Source organism: Rhodococcus ruitaii, assembly GCF_055230935.1.
This window is the reverse complement of sequence record NZ_JBUYWC010000014.1, coordinates 143,461-166,149: the sequence shown is the minus strand read 5'-3', so window position 1 is coordinate 166,149 and position 22,689 is coordinate 143,461. Positions and strand designations below refer to the sequence as shown.

Genomic DNA, 22,689 nt, shown 5'->3' with positions numbered 1-22,689 from the left:
CACATTCTTCACAAAACGGAGGCATGGAAGTGGTTGCAGCTCTCGGTGATGCCCTGCTCGGCGCCGATAAACTCCCGGCAGTTCAGAGCGACGTCCTCGCACTCATCGACGCTGAGGTGTCGGACAAGAAGGGCGCGTCGGGTCTCGCGCTCAAGGGCGGATACGGCGCCGTGAAGAAGGTCGGCCCGTCGATCGTGCCCAGTGCTGTCGAAGGCCTCCTGCCCGACTTCGTCGAGCGGCTCCAGCCGTTCTGGGCAGACTTCGCAGGAAATGGCTCGTTCGCCGACTACCTCACCGCACGCGGAGACGACGTCGCGAACGCACTCCTGGGCGTGACCGACGACAAGATCGCGCGAACCGACAAGGCCGCTGTCAAGAAGGTCTACGATTCGCTCCGCGGCTCGGCTCACAAGCACGTCGTCGAGGCACTGCCGCGTCTGGGTGCCCTCATCCAGAAGCACGCGGCCTAGGCGCGAACAGCGCTTCGGCCCGGTGTGGTGGCGGACCTTCGGACCCGACACCGCGCCGGGCTCCCGTCCCGCATTACGCTGGACGCCGTGAACCCGTCCACCGCCCAGGCCACCGCAGTCGTCGACGAACTCGCTCGGGGCGGTGTCCGGGACGTCGTGTTGTGCCCCGGTTCACGCAACGCCCCGCTCGCGTTCGCGCTCCAGGCTGCCGACAACGTCGGGCGCCTGCGGCTGCATATGCGCATCGACGAGCGGACCGCAGGTTTCCTCGCACTCGGCTTGTCGCTCGCATCCGGACGTCCGGTACCCGTCGTCATGACCTCCGGCACCGCGGTGGCGAACCTGGGACCCGCGGTCCTCGAAGCGAACTATGCGCGGATCCCGCTCGTTGTGCTCTCCGCCAACAGGCCGTACGAGATGCTCGGATCGGGCGCGAACCAGACCGTCGAGCAGCTCGGATTGTTCGGCAGTCAGGTTCGGGCAACCATCAGCCTCGGCCTCGCGGAGGGGATCGAACAGAACAGCCAGTGGCGTTCGGCAGTGAGTCGCGTTCTGGCCGCCGCGCGCGGAACCCGATCCGGCAACGCCGGCCCCGTACATTTCGACATTCCACTCCGCGAACCGCTGGTACCCGACGTGGGTCCGCAAGGTGCGGTGCCGGAGGGACGCCCCGATGGCCAGGCATGGACCGCAACGGTGCATGCGACGCTCGACGTGCCTGTGGAGATCGACATCACCCCGGACACCATCGTGGTGTCCGGGCACGGTTCGGCATTCCGGTCCGAACTCGCGGGCCTGCCGACCGTCGCCGAGCCCACCGCACCGTTGCACGGGCTCCCGGTTCACCCGCTGACCCTCACTCGGATCGCGCCGAAGCAGGCCATCATCACGGGCCGGCCCACTCTGCACCGGCCGGTGTCGCGTCTACTCGCCGACCCGAATGTCGCGGTGTACGCGCTGACGACCGGTCCGCGCTGGCCTGATGTCTCCGGAAACGTTGTCGCCACGGGGACCCGCGCGGTGATCTCCGGTTCACCGGACGAGGCGTGGCTCGAACGGTGCCGCCAATTGTCTGCGGATACCGACAAGGCGGTACGGACCCAACTCGACGCGCACCCTGAGGCGACCGGTCTGCATGTCGCCGCGGTCGTGACCGATGCGCTGTGCGACGGAGACCAGATGTTGTTCGGCGCCTCCAACCCGGTGCGGGACGCAGCGCTCGTGAGCTATCCGAAGCCGGGCGTGAAGGTGCTGTCCAACCGTGGTGTCGCGGGGATCGACGGGACGGTGTCGACGGCGGTGGGTGCGGCCCTTGCCTACGACGCGGGACGCACGATCGCATTGATGGGCGACCTCACCTTCCTGCACGACGCGTCGGGCCTGCTGGTCGGTACACCGGAACCCCGCCCACGCGACCTGACCATCGTTGTCGCAAACGACGACGGCGGTGGAATCTTCGAACTTCTGGAACAGGGTGATCCTCAATACGCGGGCGTCTTCGAACGCGTTTTCGGCACTCCTCACGGGATGGATCTGGCAGCGCTGTGCGCGGCGTACCGCGTCCCGCACAGCCGTGTGGACCTCCACGGCCTCGCGATCGCACTCGCCGATGCCACTCCGCCCGCCGGGGGAATCCGGGTGGTCGAGGTCACCACCGACCGTGCCGGGCTGCGCGAACTTCATGCGGCGGTGCGGTCGCAGCTGTGACGCGAGAATCCGATGTTCATAGTGTTGGGCGCACTGCGGACGAACGCGACTCGGCCCCGAACACAACTTCGAACGGGCGCACAGCGGTGGCGGCGCGGCGCGCGCGGCGGGCCGTTCTCGTCATCGCCGTCGGAATCTCCGTGCTCGCGGTGATCCTGGTACTCGGTGCGTGGCGCAACGATCACACGATCCGGTCCGACATGGGCACGGCCACGGCCGAAGTGCTATCGGCGGGGTCGCTCCGCTCGGCGGTGAGTTTCGTCACTCCCGACGGCGTGACGCACAATCCCGAACTCGGTGTGCTCTACCCCACTGATCTCACCGCGGGGCAGCGCATCGCCGTGGAGTACGCGCGCAGCGATCCGGATCTGGTTCGCGTCACCGGTCGGGACGCACGTATCGCGATCGTGCCCGCCGGATCGGTGATCGCCGCCACATGGGTGATCGCCGGTGGACTTCTCGTGTACCTGCGGAGGTTCGCCAAAGTCGGGATGGCACCGGCTCCTCACGGTTGAGCACGACACCCACGGAACCGCCCGAGCGCGAAACGTTCGCTTCGTCTTCGTCGGCCGGTCAGCTCGAGCGCACCTCGTCGACCGGTGAGTCGGTCATAGTGGCGTGGTGCGAGTAGCCATCGTCGCGGAATCCTTCCTCCCGAACGTCAACGGCGTCACGAACTCGGTGTTGCGGGTGCTCGAGCACCTCGATCGAGCAGGTCACGATGCAGTCATCGTGGCACCGGACACTGTTGCGGGGTGCGCTCCTGCCCCGACCGAGCATCTCGGTGTTCGCGTGCACAGGGTCCCGGCGGTGCGGGTTCCGAAGATCAGCTCGCTGCCCGTCGGGGTGCCGCAGTTCGAGATGGTTTCCACTTTGCGCGCGTTCGACCCCGATGTGATTCACCTCGCGTCGCCGTTCTTCCTCGGTGCCGGCGGCCTCGCGTCGGCGAAGCGGTTGCTCGTGCCGACTGTTGCGATCTATCAGACCGATGTCGCAGGGTTCGCGGAAAGCTACGGGCTCGGAGTCGCGGCACGCGCGTCATGGCGGTGGACACGGCGACTCCACAAGGGATGTGACCGAACTCTCGCACCGTCGTCGGCGGCGGTCGAGGCGCTCGTCGCCAACGGCATCCCACGTGTCCACCGGTGGGGTCGCGGTGTCGACATCGACCGATTCGCACCGTCGAAGAGGGACCACGCGCTTCGCGCGCAGTGGTCTCCGGACGGGCGGCCGATCCTCGGATTCGTCGGTCGTCTCGCACCGGAAAAGCACGTCGAGCGGCTCGCTTCCGTCGCGAGAGACGGTGCGTACCGGCTCATTGTGGTGGGCGATGGACCCGAGCGTCCACGGCTCGAAGCGCTGATGCCCGAGGCGGTGTTCACCGGCCAATTGGATGGCGACGATCTGGCCCGCGCCTACGCGAGCCTCGATGTCTTCGTTCATCCGGGCGAGCACGAGACGTTCTGCCAGGCGGTGCAGGAAGCGCAGGCCAGCGGTCTGCCGGCCGTTGTGCCCGACGCGGGAGGCCCACGGGATCTGGTCGCGCACTGTCGCAACGGGTACCGGCTGCCGACCGACCGGTTCGCAGAATTACTGCCGGGGGCGCTCAGTGCGCTCACCGACGCGCAACTGCGAGCGGAGTTCGGTCGTGCGGCCCGTCGTAGCGTCCTGGGTCGGACCTGGCCGGTGATCTGTGAGCAACTCCTCGACCACTATGACGAGGTGCAAGGAGGCCCCCGTTCGAGGCTGTCGCGTAGCGCGTAACGGTGGGTGGTGTCGGGGAGGACACGCGGCGCGGCGAGGTAACGTTTCGGCCGTGCCAAAAACTCACGGATCGCGCGCATTTCTCGACAAGGAGCCGCGCGAGGTCGCGTCCATGTTCGACGGGGTCGCCGCACGTTACGACCTGACCAACACGGTGCTGACGTTCGGTCTGGACCGGGAGTGGCGTCGCGCCACCCGAGCGGCGCTCGATCTCGAACCGGGGGAGCGGGTGCTCGACCTCGCCGCCGGAACCGGTGTCTCGACCGTCGAACTGGGTCGGTCCGGTGCATGGGTCGTCGCAACCGACTTCTCCAAAGGAATGCTCCACGCCGGTGAGTTCCGGAAGGTGCCCATGGTCGCGGGCGATGCCATGCGGCTGCCGTTCGCCGATGCCGTGTTCGATGCTGCGACCATCTCGTTCGGTCTGCGCAACGTCGCCGACACCGATGCGGCACTGCGCGAGATCGCGCGCGTGACGAAGCCCGGCGGTCGACTCGTGGTCTGCGAGTTCTCCACACCCGTGCGCGAGCCGTTGCGGTCGGTCTACCTGGAACTGGTCATGCGGGTGCTCCCGGGCGTGGCCCAAGCGGTGAGCAGCAACCCCGACGCCTACGAGTACCTGGCCGAATCGATCCGCGCGTGGCCCGCGCAGGAAGACCTCGCGAAGCGCATCGAGGCCGCCGGATGGAGCGAGGTGCGGTGGCGCAACCTCACGGGCGGTATCACCGTGTTGCACCACGCGGTCCGGTAGCGGCCTCTTCTTCAGAAGAAGAGCGGTTGTCGATCCCATCGCATCGACAGGCGTCCACCGGTCCGCCACATGCGGGCGACCAGGTCGTCGTCCTCGTCGGTGACGAGGTTACCCATCACCCGTACCGCGACCGTCATCAAGGCACGTGAGCGCATCCCCACCGGCCCGGTCGAGGGAAGGAACCTCGGTCGTGTGAGCAGGCCCGCGAGCCGCCTGGCCGTGGAGAACGCCCGGCCGTAGTGCTCGCGCAGCATCGCCGGCCACATCTCGGTGAGATCATCCGAGTCGAGGACGTCGGAGATCAGCCGGCCGCCCTCGAGCCCGTAGTCGATTCCTTCACCGTTGAGCGGATTCACGCAGGCGGCGGCATCTCCGATGAGTGCCCAGTTGCATCCGGCCACGCCCGAGACGGCACCACCCATCGGCAGCAACGCGGACGCCACGCGCGTCACGTCGCCGAGGCCCCATTCGGAGCGTCGCTTCGTCGCGTACAGCTCGATCAACGGACGCAGCGACCCGTTCGCGGGCCGTGCGGCCGTCGCGAGCGTTCCTACGCCGAGGTTGACCTCACCGGTCCCCAGGGGGAACACCCACCCGTATCCGGCCTGTAAGGCTCCGGCATCGTCGCGCAACTCGAGGTGCGACGTGATCCACGGATCGTCGCTGCGAGGGGACGTCGCGTATGCGCGTGCCGCGACGCCGTAGACGGTGTCGCGATGCCATCGGCGGCCGAGCACCTTTCCCAGGGGGGAACGGACGCCGTCGGCGACGACGAGACGCCGGCAGGCGACGGTGCGCGGACCGGCCTCGGTGCGGAAGGTCACAGCGGTCACTCGATCGCCCTCACGCTCCACATCGACAGCTTTGGCGCCCTCGACCATCTGCACGCCGGCCTCCACAGCGGTGCGGCGGATCCGATCGTCGAGTTCGGTGCGGGGGACCGCGCTGCCCGATGACGGGAACGACCCGGACGGCCACGGAAGTTCGAAGCTGCCTCCGAACCCCTCGAGCCGCAAACCGCGGTTGACGGTGCGGGTGCGCACCCACTCGCCCAGTCCGAGCCGATCCAGCTCGGCCACGGCCCGGGGCGTCAGACCGTCGCCGCACGTCTTGTCGCGCGGGAATGTGGCGGCGTCGACGAGAAGCACCTCGCGCCCGGAGCGGGCTGCCCACGTTGCGGCCGACGACCCGGCTGGACCAGCGCCGACGACGAGCACGTCGGTATTGTCGGGCATGGAGGACAGGGATCGGTGCGGTTCTCCCGCGGAATTGTCGGTCACCACGCGTCCATCTTGTCAGGCGTGGATCGGCGACTCGGCGAGGTGGGCGACGAAACGAGCGGCTAGGTTCACTACCGTGGAGCGTTCACTACCGTGGAGCCGACAGACAGGATGGGTACTTCTGTGAGCACTGAGGGGACGGCGCCGATCGCCGGCACGGCGTCGAACACCATGGTCGCAGGTGTGGAACTCGGCGACCCGGACCTGGCCGAGAACGTGCGCGACGGGCTGGCCGCTGTCGAAACGCTGATGGTCGCTGAACTGTCCGACGGGGAGGACTTCCTGACGGAAGCGGCCCTGCACCTCGCGAAGGCCGGGGGGAAGCGGTTCCGGCCGCTGTTCGCGGTGCTCACCGGACAGTTGGGGCCGAATCCGAACGACCCGTCGATTGTGACGGCCGCCACGGTGGTGGAGCTCGTCCACCTCGCCACGCTCTACCACGACGACGTCATGGACGAGGCGACCGTGCGCCGCGGTGCACCCAGCGCGAACGTGCGATGGGGCAACAGCGTGGCGATTCTTGCCGGCGACTACCTGTTCGCCCACGCGTCGCGGCTCACCTCCACACTCGGACCATCCGCAGTGGAGGTCATCGCGAAGACCTTCGCCGAACTGGTCACCGGACAGATGCGTGAAACCATCGGGGCGAGCGACAGGAAAGACCCGGTCGAGCACTACTTGCGTGTGGTCTGGGAGAAGACCGGGTCGCTGATCGCCGCTGCCGGCCGGTTCGGAGGCACCTTCTCGGGTGCCGACGACGAGCAGATCGAGCGGCTCGAGCGCCTCGGAGACGCGGTGGGCGTCGCATTCCAGATCGTCGACGACATCATCGACATTGCGTCGGACACGACCGACTCGGGCAAGACTCCCGGTACCGACCTGCGCGAGGGCGTTCACACGCTGCCGGTGTTGTACGCCCTGACGGATGAGGGAGCCGACGCCGACCGCCTCCGCGAACTCCTCGTCGGTCCACTCGAAGACGAAGCGTTGGTCGTGGAAGCGCTCGGGCTGCTCAAGCGGTCGTCGGGTATGGATGCCGCCAAGAAGACCCTGCAGACCTACGTCGATCAAGCGCATGCCGAGCTCGGGGCACTGCCTCAGGGGCCTGCCAACGAGGCGCTCCGGCGTCTGGTCGATTTCACGGTCGCCCGCGTCGGGTAGGCACCGGGAACCTCCGGATCTGCTCGTCCGTTGAACGGGCAAGTAGATGGGACAGACATTGCGGGGCCGGGCAGCGGACATGGCTGTCCTGTCCGGGCGATGTTCGGGAAGAGGCGTGACGTGCACGGAAATGCCAACCGCCTGAAGACGGCAGCGTTGCTGATCGGGATGTCCGCGTTGATCGTGTTCATCGGTGCGTTGTTCCAGAACACCACCATCCTGGTGATCTCGGTTGTCATGGCCGTCGGCATGAACGCCTACGCGTACTTCAACAGCGACAAGCTCGCCCTGCGGGCGATGCACGCCCAGCCGATCACCGAGGTGGAGGCGCCGCAGATCTATCGCATCGTGCGTGAACTCGCGACGACCGCGCACCAGCCCATGCCGCGCCTGTACATCAGTCCGACCAACGCACCCAATGCGTTCGCGACCGGACGAAACCCCCGCCATGCCGCAGTGTGCTGCACTTCCGGCATTCTGCAGATCCTCGACGAACGCGAACTCCGCGCGGTCCTCGGCCATGAGCTGTCGCATGTGTACAACCGCGACATTCTGATCTCGTCGGTCGCCGGCGCCATGGCCGCCGTGATCTCCGGTTTGGCGAACTTCGCTTTCTTCGCGAGTGCGTTCGGTGGAAACCGTGGGGGCGGTGCCAACCCGCTCGCGCTGCTGCTGGTGTCGCTGCTCGGGCCGGTCGCGGCCTCGGTCGTCAAGCTGGCAGTGTCGCGCTCCCGGGAGTATCAGGCCGATCAGTCGGGTGCCGAGCTCACCGGCGACCCGCTGGCGCTGGCGTCGGCGCTGCGCAAGCTCGACATGGGCACCCAGGCCGCACCGCTGCCGCCCGAACCCAAACTGGCCGCTCAATCGCACATGATGATCGCGAACCCGTTCCGGGCCGGCGACAAGGTGGGGCGGCTGTTCTCGACCCACCCGCCCATGGCGGATCGGATCGAGCGGCTCGAACGCATGGCGGGCCAGCGCTGAGCCTCTCGATCCGGTCCTGCCGGAGTCTGCTCCGGGCCGTTCAGCGATAGTTGACGAACTGCAGTGCGATGTCGAGGTCTGCGTTCTTGAGCAGTGAGATCACTGCCTGGAGATCGTCGCGCTTCTTGCTGCTCACCCGCAGCTCGTCACCCTGGATCTGCGCCTTGACACCCTTGGGTGCTTCGTCCCGGATCAGCTTGGAGATCTTCTTCGCGTTCTCCTGCGAGATGCCCTCCACGAGCGAACCGGTGAGCTTGTAGGACTTTCCGGACTGGGCCGGTTCACCGGCGTCGAACGCCTTGAGCGACAAGTCGCGCCGGATCAGCTTCTCCTTGAACACGTCGAGTGCCGCGAGCACGCGGTCTTCCGTGTCGGCGGTGATCGTGATGGATTCCTCGCCTGCCCACACGATGGATGCGCCGGTGTTCCGGAAGTCGAAGCGATTCGAGATTTCCTTCGCCGCCTGGTTCAGGGCGTTGTCCACCTCCTGGCGGTCGACCTTGCTCACCACATCGAAAGACGAATCAGCCACGTTGAGTATCTCCACTTCGGGTCGGTCGGTAGGGGCGGTAGTCAGCCGACGGTAACGCTTCGCGCAATCTCGTAACCACCCGGTTTGCAATTGAGGGGGGTCTGCGTTGTATTCTTCCAAACGCATCGAGGGCACGCCCCGATCGCACCCGGCAGATTGCCCGAGCGGCCAATGGGAGCGGACTGTAAATCCGTCGGCGTATGCCTACGTAGGTTCGAATCCTACATCTGCCACACAGAACAGCCCCGGTCTTCGGATCGGGGCTGTTCTGCTTTCTAGGGGTGCGGTACCGTTCGTTGGTGCCCCGCAAGGTGCGTTTTCACGCAACTACCTGCCGATTTTGTACTCACGGTGACTGTGTGTAATCTTTTGGAGGCCGCAGGGAGCAGAGATGCTCACGGTGGCCGCGCCCCCTTAGCTCAGTCGGCAGAGCGTTTCCATGGTAAGGAAAAGGTCGACGGTTCGATTCCGTCAGGGGGCTCGCTGGATTGGAGTGACGCCCCTGTATTTGCGACACTCGACACCGAGGCGGTGTAGCTCAGTTGGTAGAGCAAACGACTCATAATCGTTGCGTCGCCGGTTCAAGTCCGGTCACCGCTACCGAAGTAGAACGAACCACCCTGATCCGACGCGATCAGATTCACGCGAAAGAAGGCATCCCGTGGCCTCCTCCACCGACGTTCGGCCGAAGATCACCCTGGCCTGCGAGGTGTGCAAGCACCGTAACTACATCACCAAGAAGAACCGTCGCAACGACCCCGACCGCCTCGAGCTGAAGAAGTTCTGCCCGAACTGCGGAACCCACCAGGCTCATCGCGAGTCGAAGTAGTCTGTTCGGGATCGACGTCGACGCGTGAGCTCTCCGCAGTGCCGCCCACGCCGTTAGGCGTCGAGCGGAATTGCGGAGGTTTTGCGTATGACAGACATTCTTGTGAATGAGCAACCCGTGGACGTGACCGAACGGGCCGGGATCCCGTTCGATGTCTCGGCGCACGCCGCGTCCATGGTCGGACACCACTACCGGGTCGATGACTTCTACGAGGTCGGCCGCGAGAAGGTCCGTGAATACGCTCGCGCCGTCCTCGACTCGCACCCGGCTCATCACGACGAAGAGGCGGCCAAAGGTCTCGGATACGACGGACTGATCGCGCCGCTGACCTTCGTGTCGATCATCGGGATGATCGCGCAGCGAAAGCTGTTCGAGGAAATAGTTCCGGGCTACGATCTCAGCCAGATCATGCAGACCGATCAGCGTTTGGTCTTCCACCGCCCCATCCAGGTCGGCGATCGGTTGTTCTGCGACGTGCACCTCGACGGATTCCGTCAGGCGGCCGGTAGCGACATCATCACCACCAAGAACGTCATCACGGATCAGTACGACAACCTTGTGCTGACCACGTGGACCACGCTTGTCGGTCGCACGGGAGGTGAGGTCGACGCGAACATCGCGGAGGCCGTCAAGGATGTGATGATGCATGACACGCCGTAGTTTCGACGACGTGACGGTCGGCGAGGAACTACCCTCGCGCGTCGTGACGCTGACACGCGGAAACCTGGTCAACTACGCCGGTGTGTCGGGTGATCCCAACCCGATCCACTGGAGTGACCAGATCGCCGAACTTGCCGGTTTGCGCAACGTGGTGGGGCACGGCATGCTCTCCATGGGTATCGCCGCCGGCTTCGTCACCGACTGGCTCGGTGACCCGGGTGCCGTGGACGAATACAACGTTCGGTTCACGAGCCCTGTGTTCGTGGAGGCCGACAAGGCCGCCGCAATCGAGTTCACCGGCAAGATCAAGTCGGTGGACCCGGACAGTAAGACAGCAGTGGTCGCGATCGTGGCGAAGTCCGAAGGACGCAAGATCTTCGGGCGGGCCACGGCAACGGTCCGCCTGGCCTGACGGGCCGAGCGGATTGGGTAGTCCCGGGGCAATGAAGTACACTTGGGCTTCTGGGATCGCATAGCGCAGCGCGCTGCTCTTCGGTACTTGGACGTACCGGCGGAGTGGCGCGCGTGTCATGTGGTCGCAGATCGGCCGATCTGCGAGGTGTCGAGGATTCGATACCGATGATCGGCCAAAGGGGCGTAGCTCAATTGGCAGAGCAGCGGTCTCCAAAACCGCAGGTTGCAGGTTCAAGTCCTGTCGCCCCTGCACCCGGACTGCCCAGCGACCGAGAGGAACGATGTGAGCGAGGAGCGCGGTAGGCGCGAAGGCGACACCGGAGGGTTTGCACCCGGTGACGCTGGAACGGAAACCGGCGCAACCCCCGACGCTTCCTCTTCGGTATCGCGTCCGAGTGGTAAGCGCGCAGTTCGCCGATCCGGCGCAGCGCAGACATCGGATTCTGTCGACAACGAGGGTTCACATTCCCGCCGGTCCGCGGTCGGATCGGCCGACCGGGCCGGTCAGCAGAAGCCCGAGAACATCTTCAAACGCTTGCGTAGGTTCATTCGTGAGGTCATCGCGGAACTCCGCAAGGTGATTTGGCCGAATCGCGCGCAGTTGACGACCTACACGCTCGTCGTCATTGCATTCGTGACCGTCATGACCGCGATCATCTTCGGATTGGATCTGGCCTTCGGTCAGGGCGTCAACTGGTTGTTCGGCTAGCGCGTACGCGCGCCGGCAAATTGTGATCGACGAGAGGAAAGTGCCCCGGTGAGCACCCCCGAGAACGACTCCTACGAGCCCTCGGCCGACGAGCGCGTTTCGGACGAGGTCGTTGTCGACGAAGCAGTTGTCGACGAGGCAGTTGTCGACGAGGCAGCTGCGGATCAGGCGGTCGTCGACGACCCCGCGACCGACGAGGCAGCGGAGGCAGGCGCGTCGGTCGAAACCGAGACCGCCGACGAGGTCGATCCTGCAGATGCGCTCGCGAAGCAGCTGCGCCTCGAGCCGGGCGACTGGTACGTGATCCACTCGTACGCCGGTTACGAGAACAAGGTGAAGACCAATCTCGAGACCCGCGTGCAGAATCTGGACCTGAGCGAATACATCTTCCAGGTCGAGGTTCCCACCGAAGAGGTCACCGAGATCAAGAACGGACAACGTAAGCAGGTCAACCGCAAGGTGCTGCCCGGCTACATCCTGGTGCGCATGGAATTGAACGACGAATCGTGGGGCGCGGTGCGCAACACGCCCGGTGTCACCGGATTCGTCGGTGCGACCTCCCGGCCGTCGCCGTTGACGATCAAAGAAGTCGTGAAGTTCCTCCTTCCGCAGCAGGCGAAGAAGAAGCCCGCCGCAGGCGCGCCCGCGGCGGACGAGCAGGCGCCCGCAGTCGCGACCAAGCCGGCTATCGAGGTCGACTTCGAGGTCGGAGAGTCGGTCACCGTCATGGACGGTCCGTTCGCCACGTTGCCCGCGTCGATCAGCGAGGTCAACGCCGAACAGCAGAAACTCAAGGTCCTGGTGTCGATCTTCGGTCGCGAGACTCCGGTGGAGCTGTCCTTCACTCAGGTCTCGAAGCTCTGATCCGTTGAGCGTGTCGACACCCGAAAGCTTGCAGTAGGAATACGCAAGAACCACACCGAGCAAGAAACTAGGAATAGAGATGCCCCCCAAGAAGAAGAAGATCGCCGGGCTCATCAAGCTCCAGATCCAGGCCGGCCAGGCCAACCCGGCTCCGCCGGTCGGTCCCGCGCTGGGTCAGCACGGCGTCAACATCATGGAGTTCTGCAAGGCCTACAACGCGGCGACCGAGTCGCAGCGCGGCAATGTGGTGCCGGTCGAGATCACGGTCTACGAAGACCGCTCCTTCGACTTCAAGCTGAAGACTCCTCCGGCTGCCAAGCTGCTGCTCAAGGCTGCCGGTGTATCGAAGGGCTCCGGCGAGCCGCACAAGACCAAGGTCGCCAAGGTGACCATGGATCAGGTGCGCGAGATCGCGAAGACCAAGCAGGAAGACCTCAACGCGAACGACATCGAGTCCGCCGCGAAGATCATCGCCGGCACGGCGCGCTCGATGGGGATCACCGTCGAGGGCTGACCTGGCGACAAGCACGTGTGGGAGGGCCGGCCAGGCCCGCACCACTCCCGAACCATTCACCCTGGGTGAGAGTTAGGAAACAACATGGCAAAGCGCAGCAAGGCTTACCTCGCCGCCGCCGAGAAGATCAACCCGGACACCCTTTACAGCCCGCTCGATGCAGCGAAGCTGGTTCAGGAAACGACGTCCAAGAACTACGACGCCACGGTCGAGGTCGCAATGCGTCTCGGTGTGGACCCGCGCAAGGCGGACCAGATGGTCCGCGGCACGGTGAACCTGCCGCACGGCACGGGTAAGACTGCCCGCGTCGTCGTCTTCGCTGTCGGCGAGAAGGCCGCAGAGGCCGAGGCTGCCGGTGCGGATGTCGTCGGTGCCGAGGACCTGATCGAGCGGATCCAGGGTGGGTGGACGGACTTCGACGCCGCCATCGCGACCCCCGATCAGATGGCAAAGGTCGGCCGGATCGCTCGTGTTCTGGGTCCGCGCGGCCTCATGCCGAACCCGAAGACCGGTACGGTCACCCCGGACGTCGCGAAGGCTGTGACGGACATCAAGGGCGGAAAGATCAATTTCCGCGTCGACAAGAACTCGAACCTGCACTTCGTGATCGGCAAGGCCTCGTTCGGTGAGGCAAAGCTGGTCGAGAACTACGCTGCTGCTCTCGACGAGGTGCTTCGTGCGAAGCCGTCGAGCGCGAAGGGCCGCTACGTCAAGAAGGTCACGATCGCGACGACCACCGGACCGGGCATCCCGGTGGATCCGGCGCGCACGCGTAACCTCCTCGAGGCCGCCGAATAGGCTGCGGGAGCACCTTTCGTCGTACAGACGCACTCTCCGGTCGGCACGGATCGCTCCGTGCCGACCGTTTTGCATTCCGGCCCTGCTCTCCGCTATTGTTTACGACGTAGTTCGGCATTGTGCCGATCTTCACCCCGATCATGTTCTACCCAAGACCGTTGGTCACCTTTTCCGCGTTCGGAATCGGTTGAAGGTCCGGATTTGTCCGGCGGCCCACGCAGGAGGACGAGGTTAGGGGAGATGCGAGAGAATTCGTACACCGAGCCTTCGGGCGTACGCCGGATTCACCGCCTTCTCCCTCTACGCCCCGTGCGCCCTGCGCCGGGGCGTTCGTCGTTTCTCGGCCCAACGCCTGTCGCAGGTGGGACGTCCCGTTCGGGACGCCGGGAAAACGACTGAAACTGAGAGGAGGCGAAGTATGGCAAAGCCCGAGAAGGTCTCCGCAGTTGAGGAGATCACCGAGCAGTTCAAGACCTCGACGGCCGCTGTGGTCACGGAATACCGTGGCCTGTCGGTGGGAAATCTGACCGAGCTGCGTCGCGCGCTCGGAGAGGGTGCGACCTACTCCGTCGCCAAGAACACCCTGGTCAAGCGCGCCGCCGCTGAGGCGGGCGTCGAGGGTCTCGACGATCTGTTCGTCGGTCCGACCGCCATCGCGTTCGTCAAGGGCGAGCCGGTGGACGCTGCGAAGGCCCTCAAGGCCTTTGCGAAGGACAACAAGGCACTCGTCATCAAGGGCGGGTACATGGACGGCGACGTGCTGTCCGTGGACCAGGTCAACAAGATCGCGGACCTCGAGTCCCGCGAGGTTCTGTTGGCCAAGCTCGCCGGCGCGATGAAGGGCAACTTGGCAAAGGCCGCAAGCCTGTTCAACGCTCCCGCTTCCCAGGTGGCTCGCCTCGCGGCCGCCCTGCAGGAGAAGAAGGCGGCAGAAGAAGCCGCCTGACGCTGATCCGCATCACCGCGAATCTGCATCACCGCGAAAACAGATACAACCATGCGTGCTCCGGCACGCACCCTCCCAATCGGTCGCGGATCAGCGACGTGGGACTTACCAGGAAGGACCGCCACCATGGCGAAGCTCACCACCGAAGAGCTGCTCGACGCGTTCAAGGAACTGACCCTGCTCGAGCTCTCGGAGTTCGTGAAGGCATTCGAGGAGACCTTCGAGGTCACCGCTGCTGCTCCGGTTGCCGTTGCTGCTGCCGGCGCTCCGGCCGCTGCTGCTGAGGCCGAGTCCGAGCAGGACGAGTTCGACGTCATCCTCGAAGGTGCCGGCGAGAAGAAGATCCAGGTCATCAAGGTCGTGCGCGAGCTCGTTTCCGGCCTGGGCCTGAAGGAAGCCAAGGACCTCGTCGAGGGTGCTCCGAAGCCGATCCTCGAGAAGGTTGCCAAGGACGCGGCCGACGCTGCCAAGGCCAAGCTCGAAGAGGCCGGCGCCAAGGTTTCCGTCAAGTAGGACGGTCCCTCACACTCGCACGCGAGTGTGCGCCCGCGTAGCGGCGCGAACGTGAAGCCGCCCCCACGGATGTCGAATCCGCGGGGGCGGCTTTCGTCGTTCGTGCCGAATCTGTTTCCGATTTCGGCATCCTCAGCGTGTTCCGACCCCATCTGGGAAGTTTTCCGAATACGGTACTTACTATGTATCTGTGCAGGTCATGGCGTAAGTCTGCCTATGCGAGGCGCGATAATTTGCCAACTTACTCACTAGTAGTATTCACTGTCACAGTTACCACTTCGATGCGATAGAGTGGCCCAACCCACAGGGGTAGACGGTGTCGTAACAGTGTGGAGGTAATCGTGGGCGTAGAGGTTTCCGTCGAAGGATTGACCAAGTCCTTCGGCTCGCAGCGGATCTGGCAGGACGTGTCGCTGACACTTCCGGCCGGCGAGGTCAGTGCGCTGCTCGGTCCGTCCGGTACGGGCAAGTCGGTGTTTCTCAAGTCGCTGATCGGCCTGCTGCGGCCCGAACAAGGCTCGATCACCATCGACGGAACCGATATCCTTCAGTGCTCGAGCAAGGATCTGTACGAGATCCGGAAGCTCTTCGGCGTCCTGTTCCAGGACGGCGCGCTGTTCGGTTCGATGAACTTGTACGACAACGTGGCCTTCCCGCTGCGTGAGCACACCAAGAAATCGGAATCCGATATCCGCAAGATCGTCATGAGCAAGCTCGAACTCGTCGGTCTGCTCGGCGCGGAGGACAAGCTTCCCGGTGAGATCTCCGGAGGTATGCGCAAGCGCGCCGGGCTTGCCCGCGCACTGGTTCTCGATCCCGAGATCATCCTCGTCGACGAGCCGGACTCGGGTCTCGATCCGGTGCGTACGACGTACATCTCGCAGACGTTGATCGATATCAACGCGGAGATCGACGCGACGATTCTGATCGTGTCGCACAACATCAATCTGGCTCGTACAGTGCCCGACAACATCGGGATGTTGTTCCGCCGGCAATTGGTGATGTTCGGCCCGCGCGAAGTATTGCTCACGTCCGATGAGCCGGTGGTCAAGCAGTTCCTCAACGGCACCATGATCGGCCCCATCGGCATGTCCGAAGAGAAGGACGAAGCGCAGATGGCCCACGAGCAGGCGCTCGTGGATGCCGGTCACCACGCCGGTGGAGTCGACGATGTCGAGGGCATCGTTCCGCAGATGCACGCCACCCCGGGGATGCCGGAACGCCAAGCGGTGCGGCGTCGACAGGAACGCGTGCGGCAGATCCTGCACACGCTGCCGCCCGCGGCTCAGGCCGCGATCGTCGAGTCGCTCGAGGGGGAGAGCGCAGCGACGGCCTACCCCGATCACGACTACCGCGACGACGACACCCAGGTGATTCCCGTGTACTCGCCAGAAGGATACGACCAGCCTCACGGCCTGAAGTAGGAGACCAGATGGGGGGAAGTACCTCGCTCGTGCGCCCAGTGCACGGCGCGCTCACGCAAGCCGGAAACATCTTCGAGTTGTTCGTCGATGTCGTTCGCAACACCTTCCGGCGTCCGTTCCAGTTCCGGGAATTCATCGAACAGGCCTGGTTCATCGCCAGCGTCACGATCCTCCCCACTGCGCTGGTGGCCATTCCGTTCGGTGCCGTCGTGTCGCTGCAGACCGGGTCGCTGATCAAGCAACTCGGCGCGGAATCGTTCACCGGTGCAGCAAGTGTGCTCGCAGTGATCCAGCAGGGCAGCCCGATCGTGACCGCATTGTTGATCGCGGGTGCGGCAGGTTCGGCAGTCACGGCCGATCTCGGGTCTCGCACCATACGCGAGGAGATCGACGCGATGAAGGTGCTGGGCATCGACCCGATCCAGCGACTGGTGGTGCCGCGCGTACTCGCGATGGTGCTGGTCGCCCTGTTGCTCAACGGACTGGTCTCGGTCGTCGGCATTGCGGGTGGGTACTTCTTCAATGTCATCCTGCAGGACGGAACTCCGGGCGCGTACCTGGCGTCCTTCTCGGCCCTGGCGCAACTTCCCGACCTGTACGTGGCAGAACTCAAAGCGGCGGTATTCGGAGTCATTGCCGGCGTCGTCGCGTCGTACAAGGGCCTGAACCCGGGTCCCGGTCCGAAAGGCGTCGGCGAAGCGGTGAACCAGACCGTCGTCATCACCTTCCTGTTGCTGTTCTTTGCAAATCTGATCCTGACGATGGTGTATCTGCAGGTCGTTCCGGCGAAGGGGTCCTGAACCGATGACAATCGCCAAGGGACGCGGGGATCTCGTTCTGATCCGCGGTCGGAGAGTGCTGCGCGCACCACTGAACATGCTCGACCGCGCCGGCGAACAGATGTCGTTCTACGCGCGTGCGGTCGGGTGGATTCCGCGGACGATCACGCACTACCGCAAAGAGGTGCTGCGGCTCCTGGCCGAGGTCACCTTCGGCAGCGGTGCGCTGGCCGTGATCGGCGGCACCATCGGCGTCATTGCGATGATGTCCGGATTCACCGGTGTCGTCGTGGGGTTGCAGGGCTACGCGGCTCTCGAACAACTCGGGTCGTCGGTGCTCACCGGCTTCCTGTCCGCCTACGTCAACACCCGTGAACTCGCGCCGATCGTCGCGGCACTCGCCTTGTCGGCGACTGTCGGCTGTGGTTTCACCGCCCAACTCGGTGCGATGCGGATCAGCGAAGAAATCGATGCCCTCGAAGTGATGGCCGTCCCGTCGGTGCCGTTCCTCGTGACCACCCGAATGATCGCCGGTTTCGTCGCGGTCATCCCGCTCTACATCGTCGGCCTGCTGGCCGCGTATCTCATGACCAGGACGATCAGCACCCTGTTCAACGGGCAATCGGCCGGGTCCTACGACCACTATTTCAACCTGTTCCTCCCACCGGAAGACGTACTCTATTCGTTCGCGAAAGTGCTCGTGTTCGCGTTCGTGCTGATTCTCATCCACTGCTACTACGGATTCCACGCGAGCGGCGGACCCGCGGGTGTCGGTGTGGCTGTCGGGCGTGCGGTACGGACGGCGATCGTCACCATCGCGGTGCTCGATTTCTTCTTGAGTCTTGCGATCTGGGGCACGAGCACGACGGTGAGGGTGGCCGGATGAGCGACACAACGACTCTGCGGCGCCGCACGCTCGGTCTGGTCTTCTTCCTGGTGCTCGCGCTGTTCGTGGCCGGCACCATCGCGATGTACAACAAGACCTTCAAGACGGTCGTCGAGGTCGAACTCCTCACCGACAGTGTCGGCAACGCACTGCCCAAGAATGCCGACGTCAAGGTGCGGGGTGTGATCGTGGGGGAGGTGCGGTCGGCGAGCGCATCGGGCGACCAGGTCACCCTGAAGCTCGCGATCGACCCGAACCAGGCCGATCTCGTCCCGGCGAATGCAACGGGTCAGCTTCTGCCGAAGACGCTCTTCGGTGAGCGGTACGTGTCGCTGATCATCCCCGACGATCCCGGCCGTTCGCTGCAGGCAGGCGATGTTCTCGTGCAGGACACCAGCGAGAAGACCGCTGAACTCGGCGAGGTACTCGACGGATTGCTGCCGCTGCTGCAGGCGATTCCCCCGCAGGACCTCGCCAACACCCTCGGTGCACTTGCCCAGGGGCTCAGCGGTCGAGGCGAGACTCTCGGCCGAACAGTCGACAACCTCGAGCGGATCTTCCGAGAGGTCAACGTGGAACTACCGACACTGCAGGAAGACCTGCGCGGGCTCGCCGATTTCACTCAGACCTATTCCGAAGCAGCTCCGGACCTCATCAACGCACTCGACAACCTCCGCACCACCGGTGCCACCGTCGTCGAGCAACAGAATCAGATCCAGACCCTGCTGGCCAGCGCGACGAGTGCCTCCGCGGCGACCGCGGATTTCCTGCAGACCAACGCGAACTCGCTGATCAGCATTGCCGCGGACTCCAAAGAAGCACTGCAGCTGCTCGCGCGGTACTCGCCGTCGTTCCAATGCACGTTCCGGGGGTTCGCCGAAGCCAAGCCGGCCGCGGTGGCGCTGCTCAACGCCGACAAGCCGTTCCCCGCTGCGCGCGCAAACATCCAGTTCACCAATCCCAAGGGTCGCTACCTGCCGAATCAAGACGAACCGCGCCTGCTGGACACCCGCGGTCCCGCCTGCTACGACCAGGTCACCGAGCCTGGCCGGTTCTTTCCGCAGTACCCCGGTGGCTCGATCAACGACGGCTCCTACCAGGTACCCTCCCGCAATCCGGGCCCCGAATCGATCCCGATGCTCCCGGCACCCGAGGGATCTGGTGTGCCCGACGACGTGGACACCATCATCGGACTGTCCGGTTCGGACCCCGCGACCCCGGTGTCGTACGAGGGTTCGCGGGCCGAGCAGGACACCCTCGACGTGATCTACGGTCAGGCCACCGGGATCGCCCCGCAGGATGTCCCGGCGTGGACGACACGGCTGGGCGCCCCCGCACTTCGTGGCGCGGAGGTGAGTTTCCGATGAGAGGTCTTGCCGCACCGCTGATCAAACTGATCGTGTTCGCCGTGGTCACCATCTTCGCGACCGGGGTTCTCGCCGCCACCATCGCAAGCATCGGGGGAAGCGGCGGAACGAAGTTCCACGCCGTGTTCTCCGATGTCACCTCACTCAACGAGGGCGACGACGTGCGCATCGCCGGCGTCAAGGTCGGGCAGGTCGACGACATCGCGATCGTCAACGAACGCGAGGCCCGCGTGACGTTCTCCGTCGAACAGCGCGACTGGCTTCCCGCCACATCGACCGCAGCTCTGCGCTTCCGCAATCTCGTCGGTCAGCGCTACATCGCGCTGGGGCAAGGCGACGGCGACCAGGGGCTACGCATGACCGAAGGGGAGACCATCCCCATCGAACGGACGCGGCCCGCCGTCAACCTCACAACGTTGTTCGACGGGTTCCGCCCACTGTTCCAGACGCTCAGCGCCGACGATGTCAACAAACTCTCGTTCCAGATCATCCAGGTCTTCCAAGGCGAAGCGGGCACCATCGGCGATCTCGTGCGCAGCACCGCAAGCCTGACGAACACGATCGCCGACAAGGACGCGGTGATCGGTGCCGTCATCGACAACCTGAACACCGTCCTCACCACGATCGACGAGCGCGACGAACAACTCGACTCGCTCCTGGTGAACACGCAGGCACTCGTCAGCGGTCTCGCCGCGGATCGCGACACCGTGGGTTCGTCGGTGCAGTCCCTCGCGGGCCTGACCGATGCGGTGGCGGACGTACTGGAGCCGACCCGTTCGTCGGTCACTCAGTCGATCACCGCGCTCGACGAGCTGACCGGAAATCTCAACGCGAACAGCGGTGAGGTGAACGACGTGCTCGCGAATCTGCCGGTCAAGCTCGAGAAACTCGGCCGTGTCGCGAGCTACGGGTCGTGGTTCCAGTTCTACCTGTGCGGTATCGACATCATCGCAGGACCCGGCTCGGTGCCCTACTTGAATCTCCCCACAGGGCTACCCACCGTGAACCAGCCCATCTATACGAATGCGGCGCAGCGGTGCTCGCAGGAGGGGATGCAGGAGTTGCAGGGACGATGAGTACACGCCGCAGTCCGGCAGCCTCCGGTGCCCTCGGCATCGTCGTGATTCTGCTGGCGACACTGTCCGCCTTCTTTCTCGACTCGCTGCCGATCATCGGAGCCGGGGCGACCTACAAGGCCGAGTTCAGCGAGGCCGCAGGGCTCAAGCCCACCAACGAGGTCCGTATTGCCGGTGTCAAGGTCGGCACCGTCAACGCCGTCGAACTCGAAGGTGATCGCGTCGTCGTTTCCTTCCGGGTTCAGGACGCGTGGGTCGGCGACAACACGTCGGCTTCGATTCAGATCAAGACGATCCTGGGACAGAAATACCTCGCGCTCAATCCCAGTGGCGCCGAGGTCCTCGACCCGGACGACCGCATTCCGCTGGACCGCACAGTCGCGCCCTACGACGTGATCGAGGCGTTCTCGTCCGCGGCCACGACGCTCGGCGACATCGACTCCGATCAGCTCGCAACGAGTTTCGAGACCCTGGCCGACGCGTTCTCCGAGACCCCCGACGACATCCGCGCCTCACTCGACGGTGTGAGCAGGTTGTCGGAGACGATCGCGAGCCGCGACAAGGAACTCAAGCGACTCCTCGAAGCCACAGGAAACGTGTCGCAGATCCTCGCCGACCGGAACACCGAGTTCAATCGCCTGCTCAGCGACGGCGCTCTGCTGATCACCGAGCTCAACAACCGTCAGCAAGCCATCTCGCAGTTGCTCGACGGAACCAAACGGCTCTCGACGGAACTCTCGGCGCTCGTGGTCGAGAACCAGGAACAGATCGGTCCTGCTCTCGACAACCTGCGGGGTGTGGTGCAGATCCTGCAGGACAACAACGACAACCTCGACCGGGCCATGAAGCTGTACGAGCCGTTCGTGCGTCTGTATTCCAACGTGGTGGGCAACGGGCGCTGGTTCGATCAGGTCGTCGTGAACCTCACCCCGCCGGGCCTGCCCGAGATTCCGGGCTACCGCGAGCCGGGTCGCACCCTGGGAGGTGGGAACTGATGGCACACGCCGACAACACTGATTCTCCGAATCGGAGCGGTCGCGCCCGCATTGCGCTCGTCGCCCTCGCGGTGACCGCGGCGCTCGTGGTCGCGGGTGCGCTGTGGTGGGTGTTCACCAGAGCCGGAACGACGACGGTCACCGCCTACTTCGACAAGGCCGTCGGCATCTACGAAGGATCCGACGTGCGGGTTCTCGGGGTCGAGGTCGGAAGCGTCACCTCGGTCGAACCCCAGGGCGAGCTCGTCGAGGTCGAGATGCGCATCGATCGCGGGGTGGACATCCCGGTCGATGCCAGGGCAGTGCAGATCACGCCTTCCGTGGTCGCCGACCGTTACGTCCAGCTCACCCCTGCCTACTCCGGCGGCGAGACGATGAGTGACGGCGCCGTCATCGATCGCGAACGGACCGCCACTCCCGTCGAAGTCGACGAGCTGTACGCGAGCATCGACGAACTGGCGCGGGCGCTCGGGCCGGAGGGCGCGAACTCCGACGGTGCACTGACCGAATTCGTGGAGGTCGGAGCTGAGAACCTCGAAGGCAACGGTGCGGCTCTCGGCCAGACCATCGACGAGTTGTCTGCTGCCGCTCGCACACTCAACGAATCGCGTGGCGATCTGTTCGGAACGATCGAGAATCTGCAGGTCTTCGTCAGTGCGCTCGCGGCCAACGACCAGCAGGTACGACAGTTCAACACCCAACTCGCCGACCTGTCGGGCTTCCTCGCAGGGGAACGCCAGAATCTCGGTGAAGCCCTCGAGCAGCTTTCCATGACCCTCGGGGACGTCACGACGTTCGTGCGCGACAACCAGGACGCGATCAAGGACAACGTCGACGCCTTGGTTCCCGTCACGGAGAACCTCGCGAACAATCGCGAGTCGCTCGTGAACTCCTTGACGCTGCTCCCGCTCGCGGTGAGCAATCTCGTCAACTCGTACGACGCGGAATCAGGTTCGTTGTCGTCGCGCCTGGTGCTGCCGGATCTGCAGGACCCCGCAGGGGCCGTATGCAAGCTCATCGACGTCGGGAAGCTGATGCCCGGCGATCCCGAATTCGAAGCGCTGGGGCGACAGATGCAGCCCGTGATCGACCACTGCGGCGAGATCATGGGGCAGATCACCGAGGATACGAGGTCCCCGGATCTGATCCTGCCGTTCGGAATCATGAGCGGTGAGAACATCCAGCGGCAGGTCGTCCCGGGCACGGTACCGGGCGTCGTGTCGCCGCGGCTGGACCTGAGCGGACAGGGAGGCGGCCAGTGAGGCG

25 protein-coding genes and 4 tRNA genes are annotated in these 22,689 nt (G+C 64.8%); 27 read left to right on the top strand and 2 right to left on the bottom strand.

Going from position 1 to position 22,689, the window contains the following annotated elements; all coding sequences use genetic code 11:
• Positions 1 to 29 precede the first annotated feature (29 nt).
• The 5 genes from ACZI8W_RS18995 (at position 30) to ACZI8W_RS18975 (ending at position 4,692) form a co-directional block, all read left to right on the top strand.
• Positions 30 to 470, top strand: coding sequence for a DUF6918 family protein (locus ACZI8W_RS18995; protein ID WP_463370083.1), 441 nt, complete (start codon positions 30 to 32; stop codon positions 468 to 470).
• A gap of 87 nt (positions 471 to 557) precedes the next feature.
• On the top strand, positions 558 to 2,177 hold the full coding sequence (gene menD, locus ACZI8W_RS18990) for a 2-succinyl-5-enolpyruvyl-6-hydroxy-3-cyclohexene-1-carboxylic-acid synthase (RefSeq protein WP_463370057.1): 1,620 nt from the start codon (positions 558 to 560) through the stop codon (positions 2,175 to 2,177).
• Between the two features lie 86 nt (positions 2,178 to 2,263).
• Positions 2,264 to 2,692 (top strand): DUF3592 domain-containing protein, encoded by a 429-nt coding sequence (locus ACZI8W_RS18985; protein ID WP_463370056.1) that lies wholly within the window; start codon positions 2,264 to 2,266, stop codon positions 2,690 to 2,692.
• A 106-nt stretch (positions 2,693 to 2,798) separates the two neighbouring features.
• A complete protein-coding gene (locus ACZI8W_RS18980) occupies positions 2,799 to 3,941 on the top strand; it encodes a glycosyltransferase family 4 protein (protein WP_463370055.1) in 1,143 nt (380 codons plus the stop codon).
• A gap of 52 nt (positions 3,942 to 3,993) precedes the next feature.
• Positions 3,994 to 4,692, top strand: coding sequence for a demethylmenaquinone methyltransferase (locus tag ACZI8W_RS18975; RefSeq protein ID WP_463370054.1), 699 nt, complete (start codon positions 3,994 to 3,996; stop codon positions 4,690 to 4,692).
• Positions 4,693 to 4,703: 11 nt separating this feature from the next.
• On the opposite strand, the gene ACZI8W_RS18970 is transcribed toward ACZI8W_RS18975, so the two are convergent.
• The gene (locus ACZI8W_RS18970; protein ID WP_463370053.1) at positions 4,704 to 5,927 is read right to left on the bottom strand and encodes a geranylgeranyl reductase family protein; all 1,224 of its coding nucleotides are present in this window, start codon (positions 5,925 to 5,927) and stop codon (positions 4,704 to 4,706) included.
• 156 nt (positions 5,928 to 6,083) lie between these two features.
• Here ACZI8W_RS18970 and ACZI8W_RS18965 point away from each other — a divergent pair, with 156 nt between their 5' ends.
• Positions 6,084 to 7,133 carry a polyprenyl synthetase family protein gene (locus ACZI8W_RS18965; RefSeq protein WP_463370052.1) on the top strand — a complete coding sequence of 350 codons (1,050 nt, stop codon included), beginning with the start codon at positions 6,084 to 6,086 and terminating at the stop codon, positions 7,131 to 7,133.
• 99 nt (positions 7,134 to 7,232) lie between these two features.
• The gene (gene htpX / locus ACZI8W_RS18960; RefSeq protein WP_463370051.1) at positions 7,233 to 8,117 is read left to right on the top strand and encodes a zinc metalloprotease HtpX; all 885 of its coding nucleotides are present in this window, start codon (positions 7,233 to 7,235) and stop codon (positions 8,115 to 8,117) included.
• 40 nt (positions 8,118 to 8,157) lie between these two features.
• Here htpX and ACZI8W_RS18955 read toward each other — a convergent pair whose 3' ends face one another.
• The gene (locus ACZI8W_RS18955; protein WP_463370050.1) at positions 8,158 to 8,649 is read right to left on the bottom strand and encodes a YajQ family cyclic di-GMP-binding protein; all 492 of its coding nucleotides are present in this window, start codon (positions 8,647 to 8,649) and stop codon (positions 8,158 to 8,160) included.
• Positions 8,650 to 8,799: 150 nt separating this feature from the next.
• Between ACZI8W_RS18955 and ACZI8W_RS18950 the strand changes: the two genes are divergently transcribed.
• The 20 genes from ACZI8W_RS18950 (at position 8,800) to ACZI8W_RS18855 (ending at position 22,685) form a co-directional block, all read left to right on the top strand.
• Positions 8,800 to 8,882 (top strand) — tRNA-Tyr (locus ACZI8W_RS18950).
• Positions 8,883 to 9,057: 175 nt separating this feature from the next.
• Positions 9,058 to 9,130 (top strand) — tRNA-Thr (locus ACZI8W_RS18945).
• 46 nt (positions 9,131 to 9,176) lie between these two features.
• A tRNA-Met gene (locus tag ACZI8W_RS18940) sits at positions 9,177 to 9,249 on the top strand.
• 61 nt (positions 9,250 to 9,310) lie between these two features.
• Positions 9,311 to 9,478, top strand: a complete 168-nt coding sequence (gene rpmG, locus ACZI8W_RS18935) for a 50S ribosomal protein L33 (RefSeq protein ID WP_031937658.1) — start codon at positions 9,311 to 9,313, stop codon at positions 9,476 to 9,478.
• Positions 9,479 to 9,565: 87 nt separating this feature from the next.
• The gene (hadA, locus tag ACZI8W_RS18930) at positions 9,566 to 10,138 is read left to right on the top strand and encodes a (3R)-hydroxyacyl-ACP dehydratase subunit HadA (protein WP_463370049.1); all 573 of its coding nucleotides are present in this window, start codon (positions 9,566 to 9,568) and stop codon (positions 10,136 to 10,138) included.
• Complete coding sequence (gene hadB / locus ACZI8W_RS18925; protein WP_463370048.1) at positions 10,125 to 10,550, top strand: (3R)-hydroxyacyl-ACP dehydratase subunit HadB; 426 nt, start codon at positions 10,125 to 10,127, stop codon at positions 10,548 to 10,550. The genes hadA and hadB overlap by 14 nt, the downstream gene beginning before the upstream one ends.
• Positions 10,551 to 10,729: 179 nt before the next feature.
• Positions 10,730 to 10,802 (top strand) — tRNA-Trp (locus ACZI8W_RS18920).
• A gap of 33 nt (positions 10,803 to 10,835) precedes the next feature.
• Positions 10,836 to 11,261, top strand: coding sequence for a preprotein translocase subunit SecE (secE, locus tag ACZI8W_RS18915; protein ID WP_463370047.1), 426 nt, complete (start codon positions 10,836 to 10,838; stop codon positions 11,259 to 11,261).
• Between the two features lie 48 nt (positions 11,262 to 11,309).
• Positions 11,310 to 12,125 carry a transcription termination/antitermination protein NusG gene (gene nusG, locus ACZI8W_RS18910; RefSeq protein WP_463370046.1) on the top strand — a complete coding sequence of 272 codons (816 nt, stop codon included), beginning with the start codon at positions 11,310 to 11,312 and terminating at the stop codon, positions 12,123 to 12,125.
• Between the two features lie 79 nt (positions 12,126 to 12,204).
• The gene (gene rplK, locus ACZI8W_RS18905) at positions 12,205 to 12,639 is read left to right on the top strand and encodes a 50S ribosomal protein L11 (RefSeq protein ID WP_463370045.1); all 435 of its coding nucleotides are present in this window, start codon (positions 12,205 to 12,207) and stop codon (positions 12,637 to 12,639) included.
• An 84-nt stretch (positions 12,640 to 12,723) separates the two neighbouring features.
• On the top strand, positions 12,724 to 13,437 hold the full coding sequence (gene rplA / locus ACZI8W_RS18900) for a 50S ribosomal protein L1 (protein WP_463370044.1): 714 nt from the start codon (positions 12,724 to 12,726) through the stop codon (positions 13,435 to 13,437).
• A gap of 418 nt (positions 13,438 to 13,855) precedes the next feature.
• On the top strand, positions 13,856 to 14,383 hold the full coding sequence (gene rplJ, locus ACZI8W_RS18895) for a 50S ribosomal protein L10 (protein WP_463370043.1): 528 nt from the start codon (positions 13,856 to 13,858) through the stop codon (positions 14,381 to 14,383).
• Between the two features lie 126 nt (positions 14,384 to 14,509).
• On the top strand, positions 14,510 to 14,896 hold the full coding sequence (rplL, locus tag ACZI8W_RS18890) for a 50S ribosomal protein L7/L12 (protein WP_169689996.1): 387 nt from the start codon (positions 14,510 to 14,512) through the stop codon (positions 14,894 to 14,896).
• A gap of 338 nt (positions 14,897 to 15,234) precedes the next feature.
• The gene (locus ACZI8W_RS18885; RefSeq protein WP_463370082.1) at positions 15,235 to 16,320 is read left to right on the top strand and encodes an ABC transporter ATP-binding protein; all 1,086 of its coding nucleotides are present in this window, start codon (positions 15,235 to 15,237) and stop codon (positions 16,318 to 16,320) included.
• 8 nt (positions 16,321 to 16,328) lie between these two features.
• On the top strand, positions 16,329 to 17,120 hold the full coding sequence (locus tag ACZI8W_RS18880; RefSeq protein ID WP_132471730.1) for an MlaE family ABC transporter permease: 792 nt from the start codon (positions 16,329 to 16,331) through the stop codon (positions 17,118 to 17,120).
• Between the two features lie 4 nt (positions 17,121 to 17,124).
• Positions 17,125 to 17,985: an MlaE family ABC transporter permease gene (locus tag ACZI8W_RS18875; protein ID WP_463370042.1), complete on the top strand. Its 861-nt coding sequence runs from the start codon at positions 17,125 to 17,127 to the stop codon at positions 17,983 to 17,985.
• Positions 17,982 to 19,352: an MCE family protein gene (locus tag ACZI8W_RS18870; protein WP_463370041.1), complete on the top strand. Its 1,371-nt coding sequence runs from the start codon at positions 17,982 to 17,984 to the stop codon at positions 19,350 to 19,352. The genes ACZI8W_RS18875 and ACZI8W_RS18870 overlap by 4 nt, the downstream gene beginning before the upstream one ends.
• Complete coding sequence (locus tag ACZI8W_RS18865) at positions 19,349 to 20,428, top strand: MCE family protein (protein ID WP_463370040.1); 1,080 nt, start codon at positions 19,349 to 19,351, stop codon at positions 20,426 to 20,428. The genes ACZI8W_RS18870 and ACZI8W_RS18865 overlap by 4 nt, the downstream gene beginning before the upstream one ends.
• Positions 20,425 to 21,423, top strand: a complete 999-nt coding sequence (locus ACZI8W_RS18860; RefSeq protein ID WP_463370039.1) for an MCE family protein — start codon at positions 20,425 to 20,427, stop codon at positions 21,421 to 21,423. Before ACZI8W_RS18865 ends, ACZI8W_RS18860 begins: the two co-directional genes overlap by 4 nt.
• Positions 21,423 to 22,685 carry an MCE family protein gene (locus ACZI8W_RS18855; protein WP_463370038.1) on the top strand — a complete coding sequence of 421 codons (1,263 nt, stop codon included), beginning with the start codon at positions 21,423 to 21,425 and terminating at the stop codon, positions 22,683 to 22,685. Before ACZI8W_RS18860 ends, ACZI8W_RS18855 begins: the two co-directional genes overlap by 1 nt.
• Positions 22,686 to 22,689 lie beyond the last annotated feature (4 nt).

Coding starts and splice junctions, on each gene's coding strand:
- ACZI8W_RS18970 (WP_463370053.1), bottom strand. CDS start 5,927: ATGCCCGACAATACCGACGTGCTCGTCGTCGGCGCTGGTCCAGCCGGG.
- ACZI8W_RS18965 (WP_463370052.1), top strand. CDS start 6,084: ATGGGTACTTCTGTGAGCACTGAGGGGACGGCGCCGATCGCCGGCACG.
- htpX (WP_463370051.1), top strand. CDS start 7,233: ATGTTCGGGAAGAGGCGTGACGTGCACGGAAATGCCAACCGCCTGAAG.
- hadA (WP_463370049.1), top strand. CDS start 9,566: ATGACAGACATTCTTGTGAATGAGCAACCCGTGGACGTGACCGAACGG.
- hadB (WP_463370048.1), top strand. CDS start 10,125: ATGACACGCCGTAGTTTCGACGACGTGACGGTCGGCGAGGAACTACCC.
- rplK (WP_463370045.1), top strand. CDS start 12,205: ATGCCCCCCAAGAAGAAGAAGATCGCCGGGCTCATCAAGCTCCAGATC.
- rplA (WP_463370044.1), top strand. CDS start 12,724: ATGGCAAAGCGCAGCAAGGCTTACCTCGCCGCCGCCGAGAAGATCAAC.
- rplJ (WP_463370043.1), top strand. CDS start 13,856: ATGGCAAAGCCCGAGAAGGTCTCCGCAGTTGAGGAGATCACCGAGCAG.
- rplL (WP_169689996.1), top strand. CDS start 14,510: ATGGCGAAGCTCACCACCGAAGAGCTGCTCGACGCGTTCAAGGAACTG.
- ACZI8W_RS18880 (WP_132471730.1), top strand. CDS start 16,329: ATGGGGGGAAGTACCTCGCTCGTGCGCCCAGTGCACGGCGCGCTCACG.
- ACZI8W_RS18875 (WP_463370042.1), top strand. CDS start 17,125: ATGACAATCGCCAAGGGACGCGGGGATCTCGTTCTGATCCGCGGTCGG.
- ACZI8W_RS18870 (WP_463370041.1), top strand. CDS start 17,982: ATGAGCGACACAACGACTCTGCGGCGCCGCACGCTCGGTCTGGTCTTC.
- ACZI8W_RS18865 (WP_463370040.1), top strand. CDS start 19,349: ATGAGAGGTCTTGCCGCACCGCTGATCAAACTGATCGTGTTCGCCGTG.
- ACZI8W_RS18860 (WP_463370039.1), top strand. CDS start 20,425: ATGAGTACACGCCGCAGTCCGGCAGCCTCCGGTGCCCTCGGCATCGTC.
- ACZI8W_RS18855 (WP_463370038.1), top strand. CDS start 21,423: ATGGCACACGCCGACAACACTGATTCTCCGAATCGGAGCGGTCGCGCC.